The following is a 22,631-nucleotide window of genomic DNA, read 5'->3' on the forward strand; positions in this document are numbered from 1 at the left end:
GCCGGCGGCTGCGCTACCGTCGGGCGCCATCCCGCTGCGAACCTGTCTGCCATGCCCGCGCCCCTGCTGCCCGCCAAACTCGCCGACACCGTGCGTGCCGGCGCCTGGTTCGCGTCGCTGCCCGAAGACCTGGCCGACCACCTGCTGGCGCTCGCGCGCCCGCAGCAGCTGGCCGCCGGCAAGCGGCTGTTCGCCCGCGGCGACGCAGCCGACGGCCTGTACGCCATCGTGCGCGGCGTGATGCGTTTCGGCGCCGTCACCGGCCCGGGGCAGGAGGCGCTGCTGGCGATGCTGGAGCCGCCGCAGTGGTTCGGCGAGATCGCGCTCTTCGACGGCGCGGCGCGCACCCACGACGCCTGGGCCGAGAGCGACTGCACGCTGCTGCACGTGCCGCAGCACGAACTGGTGCGGCTGCTGGCGGCGCGCCCGCGCCACTGGCAGGCTTTCGGCCGGCTGCTGACGAACAAGCTGCGCCTGACCTTCGCCGCCGTCGAAGAACTGGCGCTGCTGCCGCCGACACCGCGGCTGGCGCGCCGGCTGGCGGCGATGGCCGGCGGCTACGGCGCCTGGCAGGGGCGCAGCAAACGCGTGCTCGAGGTCTCGCAGGAGCAGCTCGGGCTGATGCTGGCGCTGTCGCGGCAGACGGTGAACCAGTCGCTGAAGGAGCTGGAAGCCGCCGGCCTGCTGCGCCGCAGCCGCGGCGCGATCGAGATCCTGGACTTGGCGCGGCTGGCCGGCGGCGGCTGATCAGGCCGGTGTGACGACGCGGCGCCAGGCGGCGCGGGCCACCAGCCGCAGCTTGTTGCCGACGCTCATGCGCGCCAGGTTGGTCTTGATGATGCCCTGCGTGAAACGCGTCTGCTTCGTGTAGTCGACGTGCACGTCGACGACCACCGGCACTCCCTGCGCGGCCTCGCTGCGCGCCGCCTGCAGCACGCGTTCGATGTCGGCGTCGCTTTCCATGCGCAGGTAGCGTGCGCCGGAAGCCCGCGCGATGCCTTCGATGCGGATCTCGGGCAACACGGTGCAGGCCTTGCGGTTGTAGGGCAGCTGCTGGGCCTGCGAGATTTGCGCCAGTTCGCCGTCGTTGAAGACGCAGACGACGACACCCAGCCCGTGTTCGGCGGCGGTGCTGAGCTCGATGCCGGTCATCAGGAAGGCGCCGTCGCCGACGATCGCGACCACCGGCTGCTCGCGGTGCGTCAGCTGGATCGCGACGGCCGCCGGCACGCCGTAGCCCATGCAGTTGAAGTCGGTCGGCGACACCAGATGGCGCGCACGCCGCGACTCGAAGAGTTCGGCGGTCAGGAAGGTGTGGTTGCCGTCGTCGGTGACGACCCAGGCCTCGTCGGGCAGCGCGGCGCGCAGCGCCTGGAAAAACCGCGCCGGGTTGACGCGGCCGCGGCTGTCGTGGCGCAGCCACTCGTCGTGGTAGGCCTGCTTGGCCGCGGCGATGCGCTGCGCGACTTCGGCACCACGCACCGCCGGCGCATCGCCGCCGAGTGCCTGCAGCCGCGCCGCCAGCGCCGGCAGCACCCGGCGCGCGTCGCCGGCGATCGTGATCTCGGCCGGGTAGTTGGCGTTGAACACCGCCGGGTTGATGTCCACGTGCACCAGGCGCCAGCCGCCGCGCAGGCCGTAGCTGCCGGTGGCGATCTCGCCGAAACGGTTGCCGACGGCCAGCAGCACGTCGCAGTCGGCAAACGCCTGCTCGGCCGCCGGCACCGCCGCCGGGCCTATGCCCATGCCGGCGTGCAGCGGGTGGTTGCCGGGGAAGGCGCTCAGGCCCTGCAGCGTCGTCGCCACCGGCGCGCCCAGGCGCTCGGCGATGGTGGCGATGCTCGCGCCGCAGTCGACCGCGCCCCAGCCGACGAACAGGCCCGGGCGGCGCGCCTGCAGCAGCAGCCGCGCGGCGGCTTCGATCGCGCCGTCGTCGAAGGCCTCGGTTTGCGGCCCGGGGTCGAAGGCGGGCAACTCGTCGACCTCGCCCGGGATCATCTGCAGGTCCACCGGGATCTCGACGAACACCGGCCCGGGCTCGCCGCGTTTCGCGGTGCGCCAGGCTTCGTACAGCGTCGGCACGACGTCGCGGTGGCGCGTGATCCGCCAGGCGCCCTTGGTCACCGGTTTCACCCAGGCGAGCTGGTCGATCTCGTGCAGCTGGTACTTGAAGCCGTGGCTGCCGTGCGTGCCGCCGGAGATCACCAGCATCGGGATGCCGTCGAGAAAGGCCTCGCCGATGCCGGCCATCGCCAGCGCGGTGCCGGCGGCGGGCACGATCAGCAGCGTGCCCAGGTGTTCGTTGGTGCGGCTGACGGCGTCGGCCATGAAGGCGGCGTTGCCTTCGTGGGTGACGCGGATCGGGCGCACCGTCGCCGAGCCGGCGAGCGCGTCGTAGGTCTCGGTGTTGTGCACGCCCGGGATGCCGAAGGTGTGGCGCACCCCCAGCTGTTCGAGCGCGTGGCGCACCAGTTCGGCGGCGGTCTTCTTCATCGCATCTCCTGTCGGCCGGTGATGTGGCGCACGGCGGCGTGGGCGGTGAGCAGGCAGCCCGGCAGGAAGCTGCCTTCGAGCGACTTGCGCCCGCTGGCGCCGCCGCCGCCGAAACCCGCCGCCTCGCCGACGGCGTAGAGCCCGGCGATCGGCGTGCCGGCCCCGTCCAGCACGCGGCTCGCGAGGTCGGTCTGCAGACCGCCCATGGACTTGCGCGTCAGGATGCGGCAGCGCACCGCCAGCAGCGGCCCGGCGTCGGGGTCGAGGATGCGCTGGTAGCGGCAGGTGCGCACGCGGTCGCCGCGCCAGCGCCGCAGCTGCTCGATGCGGCGCAGCTGGTCGTCGTCGTGGAAACGCGGGCCGCGCGCGATCTGGGCGTCGTAGGGCGCGATCTGCGCCGCCAGCGTCTGCGCGCTGATGCGCTTGTCACCCGCGACGGCGTTCATGCGCTCGGCCAGCCGCTCCAGCGTGCCGGCCTGGACGACGTCGGGGCAGCGGGCCAGCAGTTCGTCGACGAGTTCGGGCTGGCCGCGCACGAGCTGGCGCAGGAAACCGAAGACGCGGCGTTCGCGGATCTGCGGGTTGTGTTCGGCGCCCGAGGCGGCCAGCTCCTTGACCGCGATGCGCCGGTTCATCAGCTGCCAGGTCCAGGGCCAGGCTTCGCGGGCGATGCGCGCCACCATCGCATGGGTGTCGAAGCCGGTGACGAAGGGTTGCGGGCCGATGCGCTGTCCGTCCGGGTCCAGCCACAGCGCCGAACGTGCCGGCACCAGGCTCAGGCCGTGGCCGTCGAACTGCGGGTTGGGGTGCTGCACGCCGGCGGCGTAGTTCCACATCCGGCCCAGGTGCGTGAGGCGCGCGCCGCGGCGTGCGGCGGCGTCGTGCAGCCGGCCGTCGGCGTGCGGGTGCGAGCCGTTGAGCAGCTCGCGCGGCGCCGCGCCGTCGGCGGCGGGCCAGTGGGCGCGCACACGCGCCAGGTCGCCGGTCAGGCCGCCGGCGGCGACGATCACGGTGTCGGCTTCGAGCTCGAACTCGCGGGCGCTGGCTTCGGCCACGCCGCGCACGCCGGCGATGCGGCCGCCGCTGGTGGAGAAGTCGTCGACGCGGTGCCGCAGCCGCAGCTCCAGCCGCGCCGCCTGCGGGTGCTGGCGCAGCGCGGCGATCAGCGTCGCCGTCATGTGGCGCGCCGTGCCCCAGAGCACGTGGTAGCGCGGCAGGCTGTTGCCCGGGCGCGTGTCGCCGCGTTCGACCCACTGCACCGCCGGGATGAAACGCAGGCCGCGGGCGTGCAGCCACTCGTAGACCTCGGGCACGCAGCGTTCGACGTAGTGCTCGGCCCAGCGCCGCGGCCAGACGTCGCCGGCGTCGAACTCGGCGAACGACAGCCAGTCGGCCAGCGCCAGCGCCGGGCTGTCGGGAATGCCGGCGCGGCGCTGCAGCGGCGTGCCGCACAAGGCCATGCCGCCGAACGCGTGCAGCCCCAGGCCGCCGGGCTCGGGGCCGCGTTCGAGCAGCGTCACCGCGTGGCCGGCGTCTAGCAGGCCGAGCGCGGCCGCCAGCCCGGCGGGGCCGGCGCCGACGACGAGGGTGCGGGAGGAGGCGGCGGGAGGCATCGGCGGCGGGGCCTGAAACGGTGAGGCTGGAGTCTCGGCCGCCGGCGCGCCATCCGTCTGTCCAAAGGCCGACACGGCGAGGCCGGGGCAGCGAGGGCAAACCCGGCACGGGGTGTGGGTGGCCGGGTTGGCGCCTCGCTGGAGGGTTGTCTTAAGGCTCCCTGAACCCCGGTGGCCGACTTGTGCCAGATCAAGCGGCGGGATCCGGCCGGGAAGACGATGAAGATTCCGGCGCGTTTGCCCTCGGGCGGCGCGCGTCGACAGGCTGCTGGATGACTGCTCTGCAACTCTTCGGATGGATCGTCGCTGCCGCGCTGCTTCAGGTCGGCGCTGCGATCGTGCTCGTCTGGTGGCGCAAGCGTGCAGCGGCTGCCGGGTTGCCTGCGCTCGCCGTCGGGACGTCGGCGCTGCCGCCGGATGCGGCCTGGGCCGGCTGGCGCGAGTTCCGCGTCACGCGCCGGGCCTACGAAGACGGCGCGCAAACCCAGTGCTCGTTCTATCTGGAGCCGCTTGAAGGCGGGCCGCTGCCGCCCTACCTTCCTGGGCGCTTCCTGACCTTCGCGGTGGACCTGCCGGGCGCCGACGGGCCACGCACGCTGACGCGCTGCTACTCCTTGTCGGACGCGCCCGATGCCCGGGCTTACCGGGTGACGATCAAGCGTGTGCCGCCTCCGCCGGGGCGGCCCGAGTTGCCGCCGGGTCAGGTGTCAGGCCACTTCCACGAGCGCGTGCAGGTCGGCGACGTGCTCAGGTTGCGGGCTCCGTCCGGGCACTTCGTGCTCGACGCGGAGGAGTCGCTGCCGGTGGTGCTGATCGCCGGCGGCATCGGCATCACGCCGATGCTGGCGATGCTGCGCTGCAGTCTGGCCGAGGCGCCGCAGCGGCCTGTGCACCTGTTCTACGGCGTGCGCAACGGCGCCGAACTCGCTTTCGGGGCCGACCTGGCGGCCCTGGCCCTGGCCCATCCGGCGTTTGCGCTGCACCGTGTCTTCAGCCAGCCGGCAGGTGGCGACGAGGCCGGGCGCGACTACGAACACACCGGCTTCGTCGGCGTCGAACTGCTCAAGCGCGCTTTGCCGCACGGGCGCCACCGGTTCTTCATCTGCGGGCCGCCGCCGATGATGCAGGCCCTGGTGCCCGCGCTCGGCGTCTGGGGCGTGCCGCCCGAGGATGTGCGCTACGAGGCCTTCGGCCCGGCCTCGATGGCGGCACCGGTCCAGGTGCCGGCGGCGCCGCTGGCGATCGAGGTGAGTTTCCGCCGTTCGGGCCGGACGCTGGTCTGGGACGGGCGCGACGCCACGCTGCTGGACTTCGCCGAGCGCAACGGCGTCAAGGTCGAGTCGGGTTGCCGCTCGGGCGGTTGCGGCGCCTGCGAGACGCGGGTGGCCAGCGGCAGCGTGCAGTACGCCCACCAGCCCGACCACGACGTCGCGCCGGGGCACTGCCTGCTGTGCGTGGGCAAGCCGACGTCGGCGCTGGTGCTGGAGGCCTGAGATGCGCGCCCGCCTGCTGCAACGGGAAGTCCTGCCCCTGATCGCCGGGCTGACGGGGCTGGCGCTGCTCGCGCTGGCCATCGACGCCTTGCTGCACGCGCTCGACGCGGTCTGGGTCGGGCGCTACCTCGGCATTCCGGGCACGCTGATGATCATCGCGTCGACGGTCTACTCGCTGCGCAAGCGCAAGGTCCTCACCCGCGGCAACCCGGCGCAGCTGCTGCGTTTTCACGAGGTCGTGGCCTGGACGGGCTCGCTGCTGGTGCTGGTGCATGCCGGCGTGCACTTCCATGCCGTGCTCGGCTGGCTGGCCGTCATCGCGATGCTGATCAACGTCGGCAGCGGGCTCACCGGCAAGCTGCTGATCGAGCGCTCGCGCCGGCGCCTGGAAGACGCGCGGCAGCGCATGCAGGAGCGCGGCCTGTCGGCCGCCGAGCAGGACGAGCGGCTGTACTGGGACAGCTTCACCTTCGACATCGTGCGCCAGTGGCGCGTGGTGCACTTCCCGATCACGCTCGCGTTCACGGTGCTCGCGATCGCGCACATCGTCGCCGTCTTCCTGTTCTGGGAGTGGGTATGAAACACCCGCTCGCCCTGGCCATCATCGCGGTCAATCTCGTCGTGCTGATCGTGCTCGTGTTCGCCCGGCCGCAGCTGATGGTGAGCCCGGGCCCGCTGTCCAAGGGGCATGCCGAACTCGCCGGCGACTGTTTCGCCTGCCATGCGCCATGGCGCGGTACCGCGGCGGCCCGCTGCAGCAGCTGCCACACCCCGGCCGACGTCGGCCTGCGCACCACCAAGGGGGTGACGATCGTCGCCGCGGCGCCCCGCATCGCCTTTCACCAGCAGCTCGCGCAGCAGGACTGCGCCGGCTGTCACAGCGACCATCTCGGCCCGCGCCAGACGCTGCGCGACCGCAAGGGTTTCGCCCACGAGATGCTGCTGCCGGCGGTGCAGCAGCAGTGCGGCGGCTGCCATGCGCAGCCGCAGACCCGCATCCACGAGAACCTGAAGGAAGGCTGCGCGCAGTGCCATGGCACGCGCAGCTGGAAGGTCGGCGCCTTCGACCACGCGCTGCTGGGCGCGAGCGCCGAGGCCCGCTGCCAGAGCTGCCACGCGCCGCCCCAGGACCGCCTGCATGCACGTCTGGACGGCCGCTGCGCCACCTGCCACGGCACGCAGGCCTGGACGCCCGCCACCTTCGACCATGACCGCCACTTCGTGCTCGACCGCGACCACAACGCCGAATGCCGCACCTGCCACGTCGGCAACGACTACAGCCGCTACACCTGCTACGGCTGCCATGAACACAGCCCCGCCAGCATCCGCTCCGAACACGCCGAGGAGGGGATCCGCAACTTCGACGACTGCGTCGAATGCCACCGCAGCGCCGACGACGAAGGGCACGGCGGCGGCTCCCGCCGCGGGCGCGACTGAGGTGGCCGCGATGGCCCGCCGGGGCCCGCGCCGACCGCCTGGGACCGTGTCATCGTTGCCGTCGGGAGGTGGCCGGGGCATGGATCGGCGACGTCCTTGCGCGTTTTCCGAATGCCTATCCACGGCATGCGCAGTTCATCATTTCCAGATGTATCCCTAGGATGAATGAAAGCCGATGTCGCATGACGTCGGCGGAGGGAGTCGCCACCCCCAGCGGGCATCGGCGGCAGTCATCACCGGGAACCACATCACATGACCTGCGATAACAAGACGCGGCGCGCCGCTGCATGGCTGGCTGCGCTGGGGGTGGCGACGCTCGCGGCCTGCGGCGGCGGCGAGAACGGCCTGGATTCGAGCACCACGGTGACCGTCGGCACGCCGGCCAGCATCGCCGTCGAGTCCGCCGCGAGCTACGACGACAACCGTTACGGCCTGATCAGCGCCAAGACGCTGCGCGGCTGGATCGACAACTGGTCGGCGAACAAACCCGCCGGCATCAGCGGCAAGCTCGTCGTGCTGCAGGTGGCGGCCGGCCCGAGCGGGCGCCAGTACATCAAGGGCGACGACAGCAATGTCTTCGTCTACCTCGAAGGCGGCTGGACCGAGGACCGCTCCAACGGCGTCATCAAGACCAGCACGATGGTGCTGACCGGCGCCAAGGTCGACGACCTGCTGGCGCGCTACGCGATCGACCCGCGCAAGGACCTCGTCGTCTGCGCCCAGGGCAGCGGCAATGCGTCGAACGCGATGACCCAGGGCCGCTGCTGGTACACGCTGCGCTACTGGGGCGTCGACGCGCGCCATGTCGCCGTGCTCAACGGCGGCAACCAGGCGCTGGGTGTCGACGACGGCTCGACCTGGACCAGCGAGCACTTCACCAGCGCCGAAGTCAGCCCGCGCCTGAACAAACGTGTCGCCAGCGTGCAGGACCTGGGCGTCGACAACACCGTGCTGCAGGCCACGCTGGAGGACGTGATCAACGTGCTGCCGCTGGCCGACCACAACGTGCTCGACGACGGCGTCTTCATCTGGGACGCACGCAGCCTGGCGCAGTACAGCGCCGGCCTGCGCGGCGCCTCCGTCAACGACATCCCGGCCAACGACGCCAGCGCGCTGGCGGCGAGCTTCCAGAACAACGGTTCGCGCCAGGGCCACCCGCGCGGCGCGCTGCAACTGGGCTACGACCAGCTGATCGACTCGGCCACCGGCAAGTACAAGAGCAAGGCCGACCTGGCCGCGCTGCTGGCCGGCGGCACGACGCCCTCGGGCCAGGGCTTCACCGACGGCCAGCTCGCGCTGCTGGGCAACGGCAAGGCCTACCAGAAGGGCGACGTCGTCTACACCTACTGCGAGACGGCGATGCGGGCGATGATCACCGCGATCGCGTCCTCGGTCGTGCTGGGGCTGCCGACGCGCGTCTACGACGGCTCGATGATCGAGTGGAACTCGCTCACGCGCACCCAGGACCGCAGCGGCAACTGGCTGATCCCGGCCGACTCGCGCTGGCGCACCGACGTGCTGTCCTGGTATCGGCTGAACCCGACGCCGGCCAACGTCGCGCCGCGCACCGACGCGAGCATCGTGCCGACCATCGTCGACGCCTACGCCGCCAATGCCGGCGCGGCGATCGCCGCCGACAAGACCTATCTGCGCGCCAAGATCTCGTCCGGATCCGGATCCGGTTCCGGATCGGGCGGCGACAGCGGCACGCCGTCGATTCCCTCCAACCCCTGCGGCGGCTGACGCCCGCCGGCGCCCCGCCCGCCACCGGGTGCGGCGCCGGCATTGTTTTCCAGGAGGCGCCGCATGGCGATCCGGTTCACGCGGCTGCTGCCCGGCCGCTATCTGCTGGACGTGAAGGGCTATGTCTGCCCGCATCCGCAGATCTACACCAAGAAGGCGCTGGCGGAGATCGCCGCCGGCGACCAGCTCACCGTCGAATTCGACAACCCGTCGTCGGGCGAGTCGATCGGCTACCTGTGCGAACAGGAAGGCGCGCGTGTGCTCGAGCGCCACGAACACCAAGGAACGTTCCGATGGACGCTGCAAAAGGATTGAGCGGCGCCTGCGCCGCGCTGCTGCTGGTCGCCGCCGCGCCGGCCTTCGCGGCCGATGCCGCGGCCGTGCCGCAGCCGGCGGCGTCGAGCCCGGCGCCGCAGGCCGCCGTGCTGCCGGTGCAGATCACGCGCCAGCCGCCGGCCGATTCGGGCCGGCTGAAGTTCCGCGGCCGCGCCGGCGGTGCCGGCTGCGGCTGCACCGACAGCCTGTCGGAGCAGGACATCGCCCGCGGCGCCGCGCCGCAGGCCGCTGCCGAAGGGGGAGCACGATGAGCCGCCGCGCCCTGACGCTGCTGCGCCCGTGGTGGGTCGTGTCCGTGCTGCTGCTCGGCTGGGCCGCGCTCGCCGAGTGGCACGAGAGCCGGCCGGCCGAACCCGCGGCCGCCGTCGTCGACGCCGGCTGGGGCCACGAAGTCCTGCAGGCCGCGGACGACGAGCGCAGCGCCGACCGCTTCTCGCCGCTGGGCGTGGCCAACGCCTGCGGGCTGGGCGCGTCGAGCTGCTTCAAGTGCCACAACGGCGTGCGCGCCGCGGCTCCGGCCGCCGACGCCGCCAAGGGCCCGTGGCACCGCGACCACGCCAAGGTCAACTACTCCTGCGTCGGCTGCCACCAGGGCAACCCGCGGCTGCTCAAGCAGGACCTGGCTCACGCGCGCCTGGTCGCCAACCCGCTGCAGTCCGAAGCCGCCTGCAGCGCCTGCCACCAGACCGGCACGCCGGCCCAGTGGCGCGCGCCCTATCTCCGGACGGCCGCGCCGTCCGCCCCCAAGTCCTGACCACCGCCACCGCCATGCAACCGCACCGTTCCACCTCTTCCCGCCGCGTGCCGGGCCCGGCGCTGCGCGCCGCCGTGCTGGCCGCCGCGCTGGCCGCGCCGCTGGCCAGCCAGGCCGGCGTCACCATCGCCGCCCCCGGCGGCGAGGGCTACCTGAGCATCGACTACGCGCTGCAGTTGTGGTCTCAGGGCCAGAGCTACACCTCGGCCACCGACGACGGCAATACCTGGGACAACTTCGTCCGCCGCAACCGCCTGACCTTCAGCGGCCAGTACAACGACTACGTCGGCTTCTACGCCCAGATCGAGGCCGGCAACGACGGCAAGGACGGCAACGAGGACCGCAGCACCTACTTCCGCGACGCCTACATCACCTTCGACTACAGCGACGCGCTGCGTGTCATCGCCGGCCGCTTCAAGAACGGCTTCTCGCGCGAGAACAACGAGGCCTGCCTGGAGCCGCTGACGCTGGACCGCTCGGGCATCGCCTACACGCCGTTCGCCGGCACGCGCGACAACGGCGTCGCGCTCTGGGGCAACCTCGCCGACGCCAGCCTGCAGTACCGCCTGGTGCTGTCCGACGGCCGCGAGGGCGACCTGGTGCCGAAGAAGAAGCCGCGCATCACCGGCCGCGTGCACTGGAGCCTGCTCGACCCCGAGTCGGACTACGGCTACCGTGGCACCTACCTGGGCACGCGTCGCGTGCTGACCTTCGGCGCCGCGGTCGACTGGCAGCCCGACGTCGCCTATGCCAACTACGCCGCGCGCTCTGACATCGTCGACTACCGCGCCTGGACCGTCGCGTCTTCGGCGAGCTGCCCACTCGCTGGGGCAGCTTCACCGGCTCGGCGGCCTATTTCGACTACGACACCGGCGACGCGATCTCGCGTGCACCCGACTCGTCGCTGCCGGCGAATTCGCAGCTCAAGGCCTATTACGTGAAGGCCGGCTACCTGCTGCCGGAGAAGGTCGGCCCGGGGCGGCTGCAGTTCTATGGCCGCCGCGACCACGCCGACTACGCGGTCGCCAACGGCGCGCTCGACCACGACACCACCGGCGTCGGCGCCAACTACTACTTCGACGGCCAGCGCCTGAAGCTGACGATCGACTACTCGCGCACCACCTTCGACCGCCCGAGCACGAGCAACGCGACGCTGCAGGACAACTGGCAGACGACGCTGGGCCTGCAGCTGCTGTTCTGATCGTGAGCGCGCTTGAAACGCCCGGCGGCCGCCCGGCGCCGCCGGGGCGGCGCGCGGCGGCGGCGCTGCTGGTGCTGGCGGCGCTGGCGGCCGGTGCGGCCGTCGCCGTCGACGGCCGTCTCGTCTACCTCGCCGTCTACGGCGCCTTCGGCCTGGCCTACGGTGCGGTGCTGCAGTACGGGCGCTTCTGCATGGCCTCGGCGGTGCGCGACCTGTTCGCCGTCGGCGTCGTGCGCATGGCAGTCGGCGTGCTGATCGCCGTCGTGCTGTACGCGCTGACGGCGGCGCTGGTGCGCGGCGCCGGGCTCAGCGCCTTCCACGCCTCGGCGCTGGGCTGGCACGTGCCGATCGGCGGCGCGATCTTCGGCCTGGCGATGGTGTTCACCGGCGGCTGCGCCTCGAGCTCGCTCTACAAGTGCGGCGAAGGCAGCCTGAGCGCGCTGCTGGTCATCGTCGCGATCTCGCTGTCGCAGGCCTGGTTCGTCAGCGCCGGCGGCTGGCTCGACGCGCTGGTGCCGGCGTCCTGGGCCGCCGAAGCGGCGGTGCAGGCGCAGACGATGCCGGCCGAGCTCGACATCGGCCGCGGCTGGTTCGACCAGTTCCTCGCCGGCCACGTCTGGGGGCTGCAGGGCGGCACGCTGGCCGAGCGCCTGGGCGTCGAAGGGCGCTGGCTGCCGGTGCTGCTGGACACCACGCTGGTGGCGGTGCTGCCGGCGCTGGCGCTGCTGCTGCTGCTGTACCGGCTGCGCTTTCGCCGCCCGTGGTTGAAGCGCAGCGGCGTCTCAGCGCCCGGCCTGGCCGACGACCTGCGCGGCCTGGCGGCAATGCTCGGATCCTCGCGCAACACCGCCATCGCCGGCTTGCTGCTGGGCCTGCTGGCCGGGCTGCAGATGGCGGTGACGAGCGCGCTGCGCGAGCATTGGGGCATCCTCAACTTCGGCGAGGCGCTGGCTGCTGCCGGTTTCAGCAGCGGCCTGTCGCTGCAGGACACCGTGTTCGACCCAGGCTACTGGTACATCACGACGCAGGAGGCGCAGCTGGGCGGCTGGATCTTCGAACGCCTGGGCCGCCCGAGCATGGACAACCTGTTCTTCGGCCTGGACAACGGCCTGCCGCCGCCGTGGCTGAACGCGCCGCTGTGGATGTCGGCCGGCATCGTCGTCGGTGCCGCGGTGCGCGCCAACCTCGTCGGCGAGTTCAAGTGGAAGTGGCCCGGGCTGGAGACCGCGCTGCTGGCGCTGGCCGGCGGTGCGCTGATGGGCATAGGCTCGCGCATCGGCATGGGCTGCAACATCGGCGCCTTCTTCGCCACCGTCACCAACGGCGACCCGAGCGGCTGGCTGTTCCTCGCCGGCATGAGCGCCGGCGCCTTCGTCGGCGTGCGGCTGCTGCAGCGCTGGATCGAATGGCAGGCGTCGCGCCAGAGCGGCTGGTCGGTCTGATCCGGCGGCTGGCGGCACTGTTGCTGCTGGGCCTGGCCGCCGGCGGCGCCGGTGCGGGCGACGCCGTCGACGCCTTTCTCGCGCGCCACTGGCAGCAGCCGCTGGCGCCGCAGGGCGCGCCGCCGGCCGCCTGGCCGGCGCGCGAAGCCTCGCTCGCACCCGAGGACTGCGCCGCCTGCCACCCGCAGCAGCACGCGCAGTGGCGCGGCAGCCTGCACGCGCGCACGATGGGCCCGGGCATCGCCTGGCAGCTGGCGCTGATGACGCCGGACAAGGGCGAACGCTGCCTGCGCTGCCACGCGCCGCTGGCCGAGCAGAAGGCACTGCTGGCGCGCACGCTGGGCTGGGCCAACGCGCCGGCGTCGCCGCCGCCGGCCTATGTGCCGCCGGGCTTGGACCGGCAGGGCCTGGTCTGCGCCGCCTGCCATCTGCGCCGCCACGAGCGCTTCGGCCCGCCGCGTGCGGCCGGGGCGGCCGCGCCGCTGCCGCCCCGGCCGCATGGGGGGTTCCGCGCCGAAGCCGCGTTTCAGGACAGCCGCTTCTGCGCCGGCTGCCACCAGTTCCCGGCCGACGGCCCGCGCACGAAGGGCAAGCTGCACGAGGACACGCTGGCGCAGTGGCAGGCCAGCCCGGCGGCGCGCGACGGCCGCGCCTGCCAGTCCTGCCACATGCCGGCGCGCCGCCACGAGTGGCGCGGCGTGCACGACCCGCAGATGCTGCGCCAGGGCCTGGCTGCCGAGCTGGTGCTCAAGCGCCGCGCCGACGGCGGTGTCGACGCCGTCGCGATGCTGCGCAATGCCGGCGCCGGGCATCTCCTGCCGACCTACATGGTGCCCAAGATCGAGGCGACGCTGGTGCGTGTCGGGGCCGGCGGCGAACGTGTGCTCGCGCGCCACGTGATCGGCTGGCAGATCGACCTGGCGTTGGCCGAAGAGTCGTTCGACACCCGGCTCGCGCCCGGTGCCGCGGCGACGCTGGCGGCGCGCCTGGAGCGCGCCGAAACCCGCGGCGGGCGCGTCGAGCTGCGTGTCGCGGTCGCGCCGCGCGAGCACTACGAACGCATGTTCCGCTACGTGCTGGCGCAGCGCGCCAAGCTCGACGCCAGGACGCAGCAGACCTTGCAGGCGGCGCTGGACGAGGCCGTCGCCACGCGTTACGAAGCGCTGCGCCTGACGCGTGCGCTGCCGCCCGCCACCCGACCCTGAGCGAGTCCCGCCATGACCGAGATCCACCGCCTGTCGCCCGATTACGCCGCTGCCTCGCACGAGGTCGGCGCCGACTGGGCCGCCGTCGCCGCCGCCGGCTATCGCAGCGTCATCAACCACCGCCCCGACCACGAGGACGGCCCGCGCCAGCCGACAGCCGCCGAGATCGGCGAGCGCGTGCGTGCGCTCGGCCTGGCCTACGCGCACCAGCCGGTGGCCGACCTGGGCTTCGGCGCCGACGAGGTGCAGGCGTTGCGTGAACTGCTGGCGGCGCTGCCCAAGCCGGTGCTGGCCTTTTGCCGCTCGGGCCGGCGTTCGACGCGGCTGTACGAGGCGGTGCTCAACGGTCTGCAGCCGCCGGAGGCGGAACCAGAGGTGCAGTGGCTGGTGTGAGCGGCGGGGCGTGCTTCAGTGCGCTGGGGCCATCGGCAGGTTGCCGGCCAGGGTTTCGAGCGTGATCGTGTGGCCGAAGGTCTGCTTGCCGATGCGGTAGAACTCCAGCGGCTGCGAACTCTGCTCGTGGCGGCTGCGATAGCCGAAGGAGGCGTCGACACCCTGCCATGCCAGGCCCTTGGCGACGATCACGCGGTAGCGGCCCAGCGGCACCTCGAGCCGTGCCGTTTCGCCGGCGCGCACGGAGACCAGCGCCAGCGGCGCGCCGCTCACCCAGTCGTCCAGCCGCACCGTGTCGTGCGAGTGGCCGGCAGGCGCCTGCAGCGTCAGCGGCGCCATCGGTACGTCGGGCAGCGCCACGTACCAGTGCACGGTGCCGGTCGGCGGAAAGGGCTGGCCCTGGCGCAGCTTCAGCCAGGCCGCGGCGCCCGCGGTGCCGAGCGCGAGCAGCGCCAGCCACAGCAGCCAGGGCCGCCAGCTGCCCGGCACGAGACGGGCTGCGCGCCTGACCGGACGCGCCGCGGCCGGCCGGCGCGTGTCTTCCTTCCAGTAGTCGCGGTCTTGAATCCCCATGTCGTTCCGTCTCAGCGCCGGCAGCGTTCCATCTCGGCGATGCGTTGTTCGTAGGCCGCGCGCTGGTGCGGGCTCAGCGTGATCGAGCTCGCCGAGACGCGCTCGTTGCGGATCTGTTGCTCGCTGTAGCAGGGCTCGCGGCCGCCCGCGCCGGGGCCGGCCGCGAAGGCCTGCCGCTCCTGCATGCCGACGACGACGCCGTCGCGCGTGTAGACGTAGCGCGTGCTGCCGTCGGCATAGCGGTAGACGTGCTGGCGCGAGACGCTGCCGCCGAAGCTGTCGGTGTTGGTCAGCGCCGGCTGGCCGTAGCGCGCGAACATCTCGGTCTCGCTCATCACGCCGCTGCGCTCGCGTGCCAGCTGGCGCGCGACCGCAGGGTCGGGCGTCATCGGCGAGTTCACCGGCGTCGCGTCGATGCTGCGCCCGCCGGTGGCGCAGGCCTGCTGCTGGAATACCGGGCGGCCGTCAGGGCCCTCGCAGCGGTATACGGTCTGGGCCGATGCGGCGCCTGCCATCAGCGCCACGACGGCCGCCATGCTGTATCGCATCGTCGTCCTCCCGGCCTGGATTCTGTCCCGGGCCGCCTGCCTGGCGGGCGCTGGCTCGCCCGGACGCCAGCCATGAAGGGGACGCCGCGCGCACCACATGGCGCGCCTGGCGAAGGGCGCCGGCAGCACGACCGCGCAGCGCCATTCGAAGCCGCTGCCGGGGTCTGAACCCGGGCTTCGGCGCCGCCGCGCCGTCCCTGGTCCAATCGTTGCGTCTTCGCCTTCGATCGCCACGATCTCCGTCCCATGCGCGCCGCCCCCCTTACGGACTCAACCGCGGGCCCGCCCGTTCCGGCGCCGGCACCCGCCAGGCCGCAGCGCGCCGCCGGCCCAGGGGCGAGGCCGTGAACCCCGCGGCCGCACCGATGACGATGGCGGCGCTCGGGCTGGCGGCACCGGCCGAGGCTCTGTACCGCGCGCTGCTGCGCAGCCCGGGCGCTTCGGCGGCGGCGCTGGCCGCGCTTGCCGGGCAGCCGCTGCCCGAGGTCGATGCCTGGCTGGCGCAGCTGAAGAGCCGGGGCCTGGTGCGCAGCGAGGACGCGGACGGGCGCGTCTGGTTCGCCACCGCGCCCGAGGTGGCGGTGGAACTGCTGCTGATGGAGCGCCAGGTCGAGCTGAATCAGGCGCGCCAGGTGCTGCCCGAACTGCAGCGCGACCTGCTGCGCGGCGGCCGCATGGCCGACACCGAGGCGCTGCAGATCATCCCCGCCGACGCCGAGTCGCAGCTGCCGGTCTATCTGCAGATGCACCAGATGGCGCGCGAGGAGGTGCTGGCGATGATGTGCCCGCCCTTCATCGTCTCGGCGCCCGACGCGATGGAGGCGGCGCGCGAGCAGGCGCGCCAGCGCGGGGTGCGCTTTCGCACGCTGGTCACGCCCGAACTGCTGCAGTGGCCGGGCTGGGCCGACGCGGTGCGGCAGGCGTACGCCGTCGGCGAACAGGTGCGCGTGCACGCCGGCCTGCCCTTCAAGATGGTGCTGGCCGACGGCAGCGCGGGACTGATCCCGCTGCGTGCGCAACTGCCCACCGGCCCGGCGCTGCGCCTGGGGGATACGGCCGCGCTGCAGGCGCTGCGGCTGCTGTTCGAGTCGTTCTGGGTGCGCGCGCTGCCGGCGCTGGCGCCGGCCAACGAGGCCGATGCCGATGGGGTGGACAAGGACCTGCACGCGCTCGTGACGCTGCTGGCCGCCGGCACCAACGACAAGAACATGGCCGCGATCCTGGGCATTTCCGAGCGCACGCTGCTGCGCCGCATCCAGGCCCTGTCGCGGCAGCTCGATGCCCGTTCCCGCTTCCAGTGCGGCTGGCTGGCTGCGCGCCACTTTTCGGAACAGGACTGAACCGCGCCGGTGCGGCTCGCGGCCCTGCTGGCCCGGGGCGCTGTCGGGCTTCTGTCATGTCATGAATCCGCCAGTCCCCGCGCGCCCGTTCTGCACTCCAATGGGCTCACGGTGAGCGGTTCGAACCGGGCCCGCAGGGCTGACCGTTGCGTCAACACAGGAGTAGCTTGATGAATCCGGATACCAAGAAGAGCTTGCGCGCCGCACTGGCGCTGGCGCTGCTGGCGGGAGCAGGGCTGGCTGCGGCCACGACCCTGTCGCACAAAGCCGACTGGGTGGTCGAGGGCCCGTTCGCGGGTGCCCAGTTCGGCGGTTCGGTGCATGCCGGCGGCGACCTGAACCGCGATGGCTTCAACGACCTGGTGGTCAGCTCGGCCTCGAACGGCCAGGGCACGCAGCGCGGTGTCGTCGAGGTCTTTTACGGCGGGCGCAAGGGCCCGGCGACGACGGCCGGCTGGCGCTACGAAGGCACGATGGACTGGGCCCAGGTGGGTTCGTCGCCGCAGATCACCGACGTCAACGGCGACGGCTGGCCCGATCTGGTCGTCGGCGCGTACAACCAGTCCGGCGCCGTGGCATACAACGGTGCGGTGCTGGTCTTTCTGGGCTCGTCCGCCGGCCTGCCGGCGACGCCGTCGCAGGTACTGGAAGGGCCTTCGAGCAACTCCTTCTTCGGCTGGAAGATCCGCGCGCTGGGCGACTTCAACAACGACGGCTACGGCGACGTCGTCGTCTCGGCGATCGGCGCCAAGAGCAACCTGGGCGTTCTCTACGTCTTCAAGGGCGGCCCGACCGGCGTCGTGACGGAACCGGTGTCGACGCTGACCGGCGCCGCGCCTTGGACCTACTTCGGCCGCATCTTCGAAGTCGGCGACACCAACGGCGACGGCGTGCCCGACATCCTGGTGGGCGCCACCAGCCCGGTCGGCGGCATTCCCGGCATGGCCTGGATCTACCGCGGCAGCGCCACCGGCTTCACCAGCACCAAGGCCGAGACGCTGTTCTCGCCGATCACGCTGGCCGACAGCGACGCCTTCGGCGAGAACATCGCGTTGCTGGGCGATGTCGACGGCGACGGGTACACGGACGTGGCCGTCGCCGCGCCGCGCTACCTGCCGGGCGAAACCAGCTCCGGCTCCGGCACCGTCTTCGTCTTCTATGGCTCGGCCAAGGGCATTGCGGCCTCGGGCCGCACCCAGCAGATCCTGGCCAACAGCACCCGCATGCTCTACTTCGGCATGACCATGCTCGGCGGCCGCGACTTCGACGGCGACGGCCGCCCCGACCTCGTCATGGGCACCGCGGCCAATGCGCGGCCGGCCGAGGACAGCGACCCCTTCCCCGGCGGCATCTGGGTCTATCGCGGCAGCGCCACCGGTCTTGACACCACGAACATCTACAAGGTCTACGGCAAGCAGCGCTCGCGCGACGAACTCGGCCTCACGCTCGAACTCGTCGACGTCACCGGCGAAGGCGTTGCAGACCTGATCACCAGCTCCAGCATCTACAGCGGCACCCTGGATCAGCAGGGCGTGGTGCGCATCTTCCGCGGCGTGCGTTCGTCGCGCTGAAGGCCGCGACGGCAACCGGCGCTGCGCCGGTTGCCGTCTGGCAGGCTGTCGAGACACTGACCGCGGCCCTGGTGCCGCGGTTTTCGTTTGTCGCCGGGCCCGCTGCGCGGTGCGTGCGGGCCGCTCGATCCGGCCCGTCGGGCGCCTGGCGCCCCCGGCAGGAATCGAACCTGCATCTGAGACTTAGGAGGTCCCCGTTCTATCCATTGAACTACGGCGGCGCGGCGGGGGCGATTCTGCCACCGGCCGTGCGCCTGCCGAGCGCCAGCGTGCGTGAAATCGCGCCCGGACTCAGCGGCGGGCAGACGAAGCCGGCGCCGACGCCGCCGACGCCGCGGCGTCCGGCGCCACCAGCCCGGTGGCCTCGCCGATCCGGCGCGTCGCGGCTTTCAGCGGCCGCGTGCCGGGCAGCTGCGTGTCGTCCAGGCGCCAGACCCAGATCACGTCGAGCGCGTTGTCGGCGCCGCTCTGCGCGCGCAGCGTGAAGCGCTGGGCGATGCGGTAGACCAGCTGCCAGGTGCCGGTGGTGGCGTTGACGCCGCGTTCGTAACCCACGTACCAGCGCCGCGACAACTGCTTGCCCAGCGAGATCACGGTGTCGCGCACCTCGCCGCCGGTGGTGCTGCTGGTGGTTTCGCTCTGGTGCACGCTGAGCTCGTCTATGCCCAGGTTGCGCATCAGCGTGTCGGTCGGCGCTTCGCCTTCGCCGGCCATCAGCGCGACGGCGGCGCGCTGCAGCAGCGCGGCGTCGGCGCGGCCCAGGCCGTCGGACGCCCGGCCCAGCACCAGCCACGACAGCCGGTCGGTGTCGGTCATCTCGGTCTCGGAATACAGCCGCGCACGCGGGTTCTGCACCGTGCCGCTGATCAGCACGCCCACCTGCACGTCGATGTTCGGGCGCAGCGCCAGGATGTCCAGCCGCGGGTTGTCCGGCGCGCCGGTGAAGGCGATGATGCCGCGGTCGATCTCCAGCTTCTGGGCGTAGGCGGCGTAGGTGCCGTTCTCGGCGGCGACGCTGCCGTTGATCGCGAGCTTGCCGCCGGGCGTGCCCAGCCGCAGCTGGCCGCGCAGCTGGGTGTCCAGGCCGCGGCCGCGCACGCGCAGCTTGTGCCCCAGGTCGACGTCGAGCGCGATGTCGACGTCGCGCCGCGCGCGCGGCACGGCGTCGGTGTCCGGCGCCTCCGCCAGGTCGCCGGGCCGGCGCACGGTGACGTCGTTGTCCAGCGCCGGCGCGTCGGCGCGCGTGGCGTCGAACAGGCCCTCGTCGACCAGCACCTTGCCCGCCAGCTTCAGCGCCTGCGCGTCCAGGCTGAGTTCGGCGTTGCCGCTGGCCACGAGCTGGCGGTCGATGCGGCCGAGCACGCGGAAACGCTCGGCCACCGCCTTCAGCGTCGCCGTCGGCGTCTCGCCGAAGCGGGCGCCGCCGCTCAGCTCGAGCTGGCCGTCGCCGCCCTTGAAACGCATTGTCTGGATGCGCGCCTCGGTGCCTTCGAGCCGGATCGCCACGGTGCCCGGGCCGACGTTGACGCCCTGCAGCAGGTTGCGCACGCCGAGCTGGCTGCCTTCGATGACGCCGGTGTATTCGGGCGCGCCGAAGCGCCCGCCGACCGTGGCGTTGGTGTGCAGCCGCCCCGACAAACGCCAGCCCGGCGGCACCCAGGCGCCCCAGACGCCGAGGTTCGCAACCTCGAGTTCGAGCACGCCGTCCAGCGGCGCCTCGGCCTCGGGCCAGCGTTTCGTGGCCGCCGTGCGCACGCCGACGGCCGCGGCCATGCGGCCGATGTTGCTGCCCGCCAGCGCCTGGCTGAAGTACCACTGGCCGTCGTGCGCGCTGACGCCCAGGCGCGCGGCGTCCAGGCCCAGCGCCTGGGTGCCGTTCTCGTCGGTGATGCTGAGGTCGCCATCGTGGCGTTCGAGCACGAGGTCGGCGTCGAAACGCTCGCCGGCCTTCAGCTCGACGTGTGCCGCCGCGCGCAGGTCGCCGCCCCAGCCCATCGTCGGCTGCACCCGCTCGAGCAGCGGCGCCACCGCCACCGGGTCCACGTCCAGGCGCAGCGTGAAGTGGGGTGCTTCTGGGCGCAGGTCGGCCTGGACCTCGTTCCAGCGCAGGTCGACCGCTCGCGCGAAGCGCACCCGCCCGGGTGCTGCCTGCAGCTGCTGCAGGACGCCGCCGCGGCCGAACTGCAGCTCGGCGCTGAGGTCGCGGGCGTCGATCCAGTCGCTGCGCCAGTCGCTGCCCGGCGGCGCGATCGTGCCGCCGTCCCAGCTGCCGACGCCCAGGCGTTCGATGTGCCCGCGCCAGCGGCCGCCGCCGGCGGCGTCGGCGCTCCACTCGCCCTGCGCCTGCAGCTGGGCGCGGGTGCCCGACAGCGTGCGCAGCCCGAACCAGCGTTCCAGCAGCGGCGGCGGCACCAGCGGCAGCGCGCCGGTCAGCAGCAGGCGGTGCTCGCGCCAGGTGCCGCGCAGCTCGGCGCGCAGCTGGCGCGCGCCCTGGCGGCCCCAGCGCAGCCCGGCGACGTCGGCCTGCAGCTCCAGCGGCTGCTGCGCCTGGCCGCCGGTGGCCAGGCGCCAGTCGGCCTGCGACTCGGCGACGTCGACATCGCGCGACTGGAACTGGTGCAGCCGCAGATGGCCTTCGGTGCCCAGGTCCGGCCAGCGCCCGGTGGCGCTGACGCTGGCGCTGGCGCTGCCGGCCTTGGGCGCCCAGCCGGCGCCGTCGGGCAGCAGCCGCGCCAGCGGGGCCAGCGTCGCCAGGTTGCCGGCGTCGAGTTCGAGCTGCCAGCGGTCGCTCTCGCCGCCGCCGGCCGGGCGGCCTTCGCCGCTGAGCGCCAGACGGTTGCCGCCGGCGCCGAGATCGAGCCGGGCGCGGCTGCTGCCGGCTGCTCCGCCGCTCTGTTCGAGCACGACATCCAGCGCCACCGGCACGCCGGCCAGCACCGAGTCGGCGACCTTGAGCGCGCCGTGGCCGCTGATGCGCTGCAGCAGCGTCGGCAAGGCCAGCGCGCGCGGCTCGGGCGGCAGGCCGAGATCGAACTTCCAGTTGCCGGAGATCCGGTGCGGGCCCTGACGCCAGGCCGAACCGGGCTCGCCCGGCCACCAGGGCAGCGGGTCGAAGCCGGCGAGCGTGCCGTTGGTCGCCAGCTGCCAGCCGTTGCTGCCGCGGCGCGCGTCGATCTGCATGCGCGCGGCGGCCTCGCCGGCGCGGGCTTCGAGCTGATGCAGCTGCACCCGTTCGGCGTCGGCGCTGCCGTCCAGGCGCAGGCGCACGGCCTGGCTGGCACCTTCGATGCGGCCGTCCAGCGTCGCTTTCGCCGCCGCCGACCAGGCCGGCAGCGCCGCGGCCCAGTCGGCGGGCGAGGGCAGGCCGCCGAGTTCCAGCGCCAGCGGCCCCGACAGCGTCATCGCTGGCGCGCGCTGGTCCAGGCGCTGCGGCAGCAGCTGCTCCAGCGTGCTGTCCAGCGACAGCGTGTGGCCCAGCCAGACGCCGCGGCCGCTCCAGCGCCCCGCCGTCTTGCCGTCGGCGGCGAACTGCAGCGCCAGCCGGCGCAGCTCGACGCGCTCGCGGGCGTCGCTGCGGCCCTGCAGGTCCAGCTCCAGCCGCGCCAGCGGCAGCCGGCCGGCGTCCCAGCGGCCGGGCAGGGTGTTGTCGAGTGCGACGTCGGCGCGCATCGGGCGCTCGCCGGCGGGCGGCGCGTCCAGCCGGGCGTGGCCGGACAGGCGTGTCTCGGGGGCGCCGGCGACCAGCGCGGCCAGGTCCAGCGCCGTCGTGCGGGCGTCCAGCGCCGCCATCACCCAGGGCGCGAACGGCAGCAGCGTGGTCGAGACCCGGGCGTCGGGCGCGGCCCGGCCCGGCAGCGGCGTGCCGCGCAGCTGGCCGGCGAGCACGATGCGGTCCAGCGTGCCGCTGGCACCGACGCTGGCGTCGAAGGGTGTCGCCGGGTCAATCGGCCGGGCTTCGGCCTGGCCGCCGAGTGCGAACGGCGGGTCGAAACCGAGCTGGGCGTGGCCGGCCAGGCGCACCTTGCCCCAGTCGAGTTCGGCCTGCTCGACGCGGTACAGCAGGTCGGCCAGGCCGACCCAGGCGCGGGCGCGCAGCCGGTGCAGCTGGAAGCCGTTGACGTCCAGCGTCTCGAGTTCGGCGCGGTCGGCGCGGATCTGCAGCGGGATGCCGATGCCCGAGGGCAGCGTCGCCGGCCCCGGTGTCGACGGCCCGGTGTCGACGATGACCTCGCGTGCGATCGCCTTGGTCGCGTCGATGCCGAACCAGGCGCGTGCATGCGGCCGCCACGACCAGCGCAGCCCTTCGCCGCGGAAGCCGGTGACGGTGACCGACTGCAGCCCGTGGTCCCAGCGCACGACCACCTTGTCGGCCTCGAACACCTCGTCGAACAGCGCCCCGCGTGTGCCCTCGGCCTCGACGAACGGCAGCCGCGGCGCCAGCCAGCGTGTCCCGGCCTCGCTGTGCAGCAACCCCCAGACGCCCCCGACC

The 22,631-nt window shown here is 73.1% G+C and carries 20 protein-coding genes and 1 tRNA gene; 15 read left to right on the forward strand and 6 right to left on the reverse strand.

Annotation, left to right across the window (positions count from 1 at the left end; genetic code table 11):
* Positions 1-51 precede the first annotated feature (51 nt).
* Positions 52-747: a Crp/Fnr family transcriptional regulator gene (locus CKO43_RS03800; RefSeq protein ID WP_200377877.1), complete on the forward strand. Its 696-nt coding sequence runs from the start codon at positions 52-54 to the stop codon at positions 745-747.
* On the opposite strand, the gene CKO43_RS03805 is transcribed toward CKO43_RS03800, so the two are convergent.
* Positions 748-2,493: a thiamine pyrophosphate-binding protein gene (locus CKO43_RS03805; protein ID WP_200377878.1), complete on the reverse strand. Its 1,746-nt coding sequence runs from the start codon at positions 2,491-2,493 to the stop codon at positions 748-750. It lies immediately after the preceding gene.
* A complete protein-coding gene (locus CKO43_RS03810; protein ID WP_200377879.1) occupies positions 2,490-4,106 on the reverse strand; it encodes an FAD-binding dehydrogenase in 1,617 nt (538 codons plus the stop codon). Before CKO43_RS03810 ends, CKO43_RS03805 begins: the two co-directional genes overlap by 4 nt.
* A 272-nt stretch (positions 4,107-4,378) precedes the next feature.
* On the opposite strand from CKO43_RS03810, the gene CKO43_RS03815 reads away from it, so the two are divergent.
* From CKO43_RS03815 to CKO43_RS03870, 12 genes are all read left to right on the forward strand, one after another.
* Positions 4,379-5,599 (forward strand): 2Fe-2S iron-sulfur cluster-binding protein, encoded by a 1,221-nt coding sequence (locus CKO43_RS03815; RefSeq protein WP_200377880.1) that lies wholly within the window; start codon positions 4,379-4,381, stop codon positions 5,597-5,599.
* A 1-nt stretch (position 5,600) separates the two neighbouring features.
* Positions 5,601-6,179 carry a hypothetical protein gene (locus CKO43_RS03820; RefSeq protein WP_200377881.1) on the forward strand — a complete coding sequence of 193 codons (579 nt, stop codon included), beginning with the start codon at positions 5,601-5,603 and terminating at the stop codon, positions 6,177-6,179.
* Positions 6,176-7,036: a cytochrome c3 family protein gene (locus CKO43_RS03825; protein ID WP_200231609.1), complete on the forward strand. Its 861-nt coding sequence runs from the start codon at positions 6,176-6,178 to the stop codon at positions 7,034-7,036. Before CKO43_RS03820 ends, CKO43_RS03825 begins: the two co-directional genes overlap by 4 nt.
* A 252-nt stretch (positions 7,037-7,288) precedes the next feature.
* On the forward strand, positions 7,289-8,779 hold the full coding sequence (locus CKO43_RS03830) for a hypothetical protein (RefSeq protein ID WP_200377882.1): 1,491 nt from the start codon (positions 7,289-7,291) through the stop codon (positions 8,777-8,779).
* Between the two features lie 63 nt (positions 8,780-8,842).
* Positions 8,843-9,094 carry a sulfurtransferase TusA family protein gene (locus CKO43_RS03835; protein ID WP_200231611.1) on the forward strand — a complete coding sequence of 84 codons (252 nt, stop codon included), beginning with the start codon at positions 8,843-8,845 and terminating at the stop codon, positions 9,092-9,094.
* Positions 9,073-9,366 (forward strand): hypothetical protein, encoded by a 294-nt coding sequence (locus CKO43_RS03840; RefSeq protein ID WP_200231612.1) that lies wholly within the window; start codon positions 9,073-9,075, stop codon positions 9,364-9,366. Before CKO43_RS03835 ends, CKO43_RS03840 begins: the two co-directional genes overlap by 22 nt.
* Entirely contained in the window at positions 9,363-9,869 is a 507-nt protein-coding gene (locus CKO43_RS03845) for a hypothetical protein (RefSeq protein ID WP_200231613.1), read from the forward strand. The genes CKO43_RS03840 and CKO43_RS03845 overlap by 4 nt, the downstream gene beginning before the upstream one ends.
* Before the next feature lie 14 nt (positions 9,870-9,883).
* Positions 9,884-10,810 carry a selenite/tellurite reduction operon porin ExtI gene (gene extI, locus CKO43_RS03850; RefSeq protein WP_200377883.1) on the forward strand — a complete coding sequence of 309 codons (927 nt, stop codon included), beginning with the start codon at positions 9,884-9,886 and terminating at the stop codon, positions 10,808-10,810.
* Positions 10,807-11,070, forward strand: a complete 264-nt coding sequence (locus tag CKO43_RS03855; protein ID WP_200377884.1) for a hypothetical protein — start codon at positions 10,807-10,809, stop codon at positions 11,068-11,070. The genes extI and CKO43_RS03855 overlap by 4 nt, the downstream gene beginning before the upstream one ends.
* A 2-nt stretch (positions 11,071-11,072) precedes the next feature.
* Positions 11,073-12,512, forward strand: coding sequence for a YeeE/YedE thiosulfate transporter family protein (locus CKO43_RS03860; protein WP_200377885.1), 1,440 nt, complete (start codon positions 11,073-11,075; stop codon positions 12,510-12,512).
* Positions 12,476-13,717, forward strand: coding sequence for a multiheme c-type cytochrome (locus CKO43_RS03865; protein WP_200231616.1), 1,242 nt, complete (start codon positions 12,476-12,478; stop codon positions 13,715-13,717). Before CKO43_RS03860 ends, CKO43_RS03865 begins: the two co-directional genes overlap by 37 nt.
* Before the next feature lie 12 nt (positions 13,718-13,729).
* On the forward strand, positions 13,730-14,110 hold the full coding sequence (locus CKO43_RS03870; RefSeq protein WP_200231617.1) for a beta-lactamase hydrolase domain-containing protein: 381 nt from the start codon (positions 13,730-13,732) through the stop codon (positions 14,108-14,110).
* A gap of 15 nt (positions 14,111-14,125) precedes the next feature.
* Here CKO43_RS03870 and CKO43_RS03875 read toward each other — a convergent pair whose 3' ends face one another.
* Positions 14,126-14,683: a hypothetical protein gene (locus CKO43_RS03875; RefSeq protein ID WP_200231618.1), complete on the reverse strand. Its 558-nt coding sequence runs from the start codon at positions 14,681-14,683 to the stop codon at positions 14,126-14,128.
* An 11-nt stretch (positions 14,684-14,694) separates the two neighbouring features.
* Complete coding sequence (locus CKO43_RS03880; protein ID WP_200231619.1) at positions 14,695-15,231, reverse strand: DUF4124 domain-containing protein; 537 nt, start codon at positions 15,229-15,231, stop codon at positions 14,695-14,697.
* A 344-nt stretch (positions 15,232-15,575) separates the two neighbouring features.
* Here CKO43_RS03880 and CKO43_RS03885 point away from each other — a divergent pair, with 344 nt between their 5' ends.
* Both CKO43_RS03885 and CKO43_RS03890 read left to right on the forward strand, forming a co-directional pair.
* Positions 15,576-16,571 carry a helix-turn-helix domain-containing protein gene (locus CKO43_RS03885; RefSeq protein ID WP_200231620.1) on the forward strand — a complete coding sequence of 332 codons (996 nt, stop codon included), beginning with the start codon at positions 15,576-15,578 and terminating at the stop codon, positions 16,569-16,571.
* 170 nt (positions 16,572-16,741) lie between these two features.
* The gene (locus tag CKO43_RS03890) at positions 16,742-18,142 is read left to right on the forward strand and encodes an FG-GAP-like repeat-containing protein (protein WP_200377886.1); all 1,401 of its coding nucleotides are present in this window, start codon (positions 16,742-16,744) and stop codon (positions 18,140-18,142) included.
* Positions 18,143-18,288: 146 nt separating this feature from the next.
* Here the strand turns inward: CKO43_RS03890 and CKO43_RS03895 are convergent.
* A tRNA-Arg gene (locus CKO43_RS03895) sits at positions 18,289-18,363 on the reverse strand.
* Between the two features lie 70 nt (positions 18,364-18,433).
* Positions 18,434-22,631 (reverse strand): translocation/assembly module TamB domain-containing protein (locus CKO43_RS03900; protein ID WP_200377887.1); only part of this gene is annotated, 4,198 nt, incomplete at its 5' end.

This window comes from Rubrivivax gelatinosus, from assembly GCF_016583785.1.
Classification (GTDB): Bacteria; Pseudomonadota; Gammaproteobacteria; order Burkholderiales; family Burkholderiaceae_C; genus Rubrivivax; species Rubrivivax gelatinosus_B.